Origin of the sequence: Microcoleus sp. B9-D4, from assembly GCF_036705105.1 — a bacterium.
In the GTDB taxonomy this organism is placed as follows: Bacteria; Cyanobacteriota; Cyanobacteriia; order Cyanobacteriales; family Microcoleaceae; genus Microcoleus.
Genome location: NZ_JAUBTS010000006.1, coordinates 171531 through 176265, shown reverse-complemented (window position 1 = coordinate 176265; position 4735 = coordinate 171531). Strand labels below are relative to the sequence as shown.

Genomic DNA, 4735 nt, shown 5'->3' with positions numbered 1-4735 from the left:
TTAATTCCGGCAGGGAATGAATTCCCTGCCTCAAAGCAAAAGTCCACTAAAGTGGACTGATATCAAACTTTTTTCTACAGTCCTCATAGCGAGGACTTTCGCTAAAAGCCCCGTGGGTTTCAACCCCTGGCGGACTCGCGGACTGTGACGTTAATTCCGGCAGGGAATGAATTCCCTGCCTCAAAGCAAAAGTCCACTAAAGTGGACTGATATCAAACTTTTTTCTAAAGTCTTCTTCAGTGGACTAATACCCAAGTTTTTTCTACAGTCCTCATAGCGAGGACTTTCGCTAAAAGCCCCGTGGAATTCATTCCCTGGCGGACTTGGGGACTATCAGAGGGCGCTGGCGGACTTTCGCTAAAAGCCCCGTGGAATTCATTCCCTGGCGGACTTTGGGACTGTCAGAGGGCGCTGGCGGACTTTCGCAATTATCAGAGTGAACTCGATATCATCTACTAACAAAACCATGAAATCAACACACAAAAAAAACCGCTTTTTCCTCACCTTTCTCTCATTCACCACCTTAGCAATGTGGGAATTAGGACTTTTCTTCCCATCCCAAACAGCCACAGCCCAAATTACCCCCGCAACCGACGGCACGAATACTCAAATTACTCCCAGCGGCAACCAATTTAACATCAACGGCGGCCAACAATCCGGCGACGGTGCAAATCTCTTTCACAGTTTCCAAGAATTTGGTTTAACTCAAGGACAAACTGCTAATTTTCTATCAAACCCCAATATTCGCAATATTTTAGGGCGAGTTGTCGGCGGCGATGCTTCGCTGATTAACGGATTAATTCAAATAACGGGCGGCAATTCCAATTTATTTTTAATGAATCCGGCGGGGATTGTATTTGGAACAAATGCCAGTTTGAACGTGCCTGCTGCTTTCACTGCTACTACTGCGACGGGCATCGGTTTTGGCAATAACTGCTTTAGTGCGGCTGGTACAAATAATTATACTCAATTAATCGGAAATCCTAATACTTTTGCTTTTACAAATACACAGCCGGGGGTAATTATCAATTTAGGCAATTTGGCAGTGGGACAAGGGCAAAATTTAACTTTATTGGGCGGCACTGTTTTGAGTACGGGACAACTTTCTGCATCGGGAGGAAATATTATTGTTGCGGCGGTTCCGGGTGAAAGTTTAGTCAGAATTAGTCAACCGGGAAATCTGTTGAGTTTGGAGATTCAGCCGCAATCTGTAGCGGGCAGTTTGCCTCAAAATTGGGTGTTGCCAGTTGCATCTTTGCCGCAGTTGTTGACTGGTGGCGGGGGAAGTGCAACGGGGGTGACAGTCAACGCTGGAGGGCAAATAGAATTAACTGGTTCTGGTTTGCAGGTAGAGAATGGAGATGTCACTGCTAAAGAAGTAACTGCGGAGACTGCAACGCTGTCAGCTAATCACAATTTGACATTAGTTGAAAGTCTGTTGCGTACAACTGGCGATTTGAATTTACTGGCTAAGAATACAGTGCGGGTGCGCGATAGTGTGGTAAATCCGTTTGTGGCGAATGCTGGCGGAAATCTCTACATTCAGGGAAATCAAAGTATTGATATTTTGGCGCTGAACCATCTTTCGCAAACGCCATTTGTGAGCGGCGGAAATTTGACGTTAGTGAGTGATGGCATCATATCTACAGATGCTCACTTTCGCAGTGGCAATAATATGTCGATTCTCAATCGATGGGGCCAGCCTGCTAATTTTACCAGTTTGTACGATCCAATATTTACGCAGCCTAATGACTATACTTCTGGGGAATATAGGGGTGCATCTCTCAAGGTAGATACGACTTCTGGTACAGGAAATATTATTTTTACGGGAAATATCGTAATTACAGATCCAGATATAAGTATTACTGGCGATCCCGGTACTGATAAATTTCTTCTGGGTAATTTCCGAACATTGATTTTGCGATCGGGGGGCAATATTCAAGTAGTAGGAAAAATTGATACTTATGCAAGTAATCCCAATAACGTAGGCCCTGTAATTATGCAAGCTACAGGCAACATTCAAACGGGAACGATTAGGACAGACAATTTTGGGGGTAATGCTAGTTATATATCGTTGACTGCTGGGGGCAACATTTCTACAGAATCTCTTTCTGCTATAGCTACAGATGTTATTGGCAATGGCGGTGATATTACTGTTAATGCAGGTGGCAGCTTTACTCTTACAGGAAATATAGCGACTTTTTCACCGAGTGGAGCGGGTAACATTAATCTTAAAGCAATAGGTGATATCTCTATCAATTGTGTGAGTTCCTTGGTTTGTGAGATAATGAGTTTTGCTGGGGGGGTGGCTAACTACACAGCTACTGGAAATAGCGGTAACGTTAGCATCATCAGCGAACAAGGCTCTATTATTTCGCTAGGAGACCCCATTCGTATAGTTACAACCAGTATCCCCGGTCTTGGCAATACTGGTAGTGTAATTTTACAAGCAAGAGGTAACATTACTGCAGGCAGTATATCAACATTTAGTTCTGAAACTTCAAAATCAGATGGTAAAAATATAAATATTACCAGCCTAAATGGCAATATCGAGATAGGTGATGTCAATAATTCTTCAGACAACGGTAAGGGTGGCAATATTACTATCTCTACCAGTGGAAACATTAGAATAGGTAATATATTAAACTACGGTATATCGCAAGGTGGTAGTGTTAATTTTACTAGCACGAAGGGCAGCATCACTACAGGGAAATTAAATGCAAGCAGCTCTCAGGATTCAGGAAATGATACAATTTTTAGACCTGAAAATGGTGGATCAATTACTTTAAATGCCGATCGCAATATTACGACTGGCAATCTCAATGTAACGGCGAATCAAAATGGTGGCCCGATCGCACTTACGAGCACTGCCGGTTCCATAAATACTGGAACGATCGATGTCACGGGCGATCGCGCTGGTGGAAATATTACCATTCAAGCCAGCACGGGCATCACAACACCGACAACAGGAACCGCGATGGCGGGTACTTCTAGTAACGGCAACGGTAGCAATGTTACTTTATCTACGGCCAGCGGTGACATTAATATAGGCGATGTCTTAGTATCGGGAGTTCGGGGCGGAAATCTTAAATTTACTAATAGCAACGGCAATATTACTACAGGTCAGTTATTGACAAGTTATGACGGTTCATCTCCCGGCCTTAAAACTAACACAGGCGGCAATGTCAATCTAAATTCTGGGGGAAATATTACTACCAGCGACATCCGGGCGATCGGAAATCAAGACGGCGGCTCAATCACATTTAAAAGCGGCGGGGCAATCGACACTACCGCCGGAATCATCAATGCGATCGGCGGTAACAGCGGCGGCAATATTTCCCTCGAAGCTGGAACCAACATCAGTACGGCAGGAATTGGTAGCGCCCTATTATTAAGTGGCTTCAATGCCAATAGCGGGAATCTTCGCATTCAAAGCGGCGGTAATATCGACACAACTGCCGGCCCAATTATTACCGCTGCGGCAAATGGTAAGGGCGGAGGAATCACCATAAATGCTGGCGGAACAGTTTCGACATCTGATATTAATTCCCGCACTTTCGCTCCCAGTATTACTGTTAGTGGTGGCAATATTGATGTCCAGGCAAATGATTCTATTACTGCCAAGGGCAAGATCGAAACCAACCGCAATAATATTACTTTTAACGCTCCGCTAACATTAGGTGATAACCTGTCGGTTAAAATTTTAGAAACGGGCGATATTACTTTTCAGTCTACAGTTGACGGGTCTTACAGTCTGACTGTTCAACCCGATGCGGGAAGTGTTGACTTTGGCGATGCTGTTGGCAGTGTTACTCCCCTCAATAGCGTCAATATTCAAGATGATATCCCCGAAAGTTCCGCTGCAATTAACATTATTACTACAAATAATATTACAGCAAAAAATATTACCTCACCCGCCGGAATTTCTTTGTTTAGTGAGAACGGAGAAATCACAACTAAAAATCTTGATGCGACTTCCCCTAACACTGGTGGCAATATCGATTTGAATGCTGGAACTAATATTACTGCCGGCGATATCAATACCTCGTCTGCTGGTAATGGCGGCAGTATCTTGCTCGACGCTACCGGAAGTATTACTGTTGGTAAAATTGACTCTTCGGCGCAGGGGAATGCAGGGAATGTCACGGCTTATAACCGCAGCACTTCTGGCAATATTACTGTGAATCAAATTGATGCTCAGAGTCAGGGCAGCGGTATCGGCGGAAATGTGGAGATTCTGATGGGAATGTTTTTTCGATCGCTAAATTCGTTCACAGACAGAAACGGCATCAATGCTAGCATTTCTACCGCTGGAAGTCCTGGAGATAGCAGCGGCGGTACTATAATTATCCGCCACGGAGGCGCAGGATTAACGCCGTTTATTGTCGGTGATTCTGCCACAAATGGAACTGCGGGTGCAATTACTAGGGGAAATTCTAATCCTAATCAAACAATTTTGCGGGATAATTCCTATCTTTATACTTACAGACAGGATGCCGATCGCATTCAAATTATTTCCGTACCGCCGCCAATAGTTGCACCGACACCAGCAGCTACTCCAACGCCCGCACCGACACCAGCAGCTACTCCAACGCCCGCAGCTACTCCCACGCCCGCACCGACACCCGCAGCTACTCCAACGCCCGCAGCTACTCCAACGCCCGCACCGACACCAGCAGCTACTCCAACGCCCGCACCGACACCCGCAGCTACTCCAACGCCCGCAGCTACTCCA

The 4735-nt window shown here is 45.2% G+C and carries 1 protein-coding gene; it reads left to right on the top strand.

All coding sequences use genetic code 11. The features are described from left to right. Positions 1–529 precede the first annotated feature (529 nt). A partial coding sequence (locus QUB24_RS05925) for a beta strand repeat-containing protein (RefSeq protein ID WP_445300384.1) occupies positions 530–4735 on the top strand: 4206 nt, incomplete at its 3' end.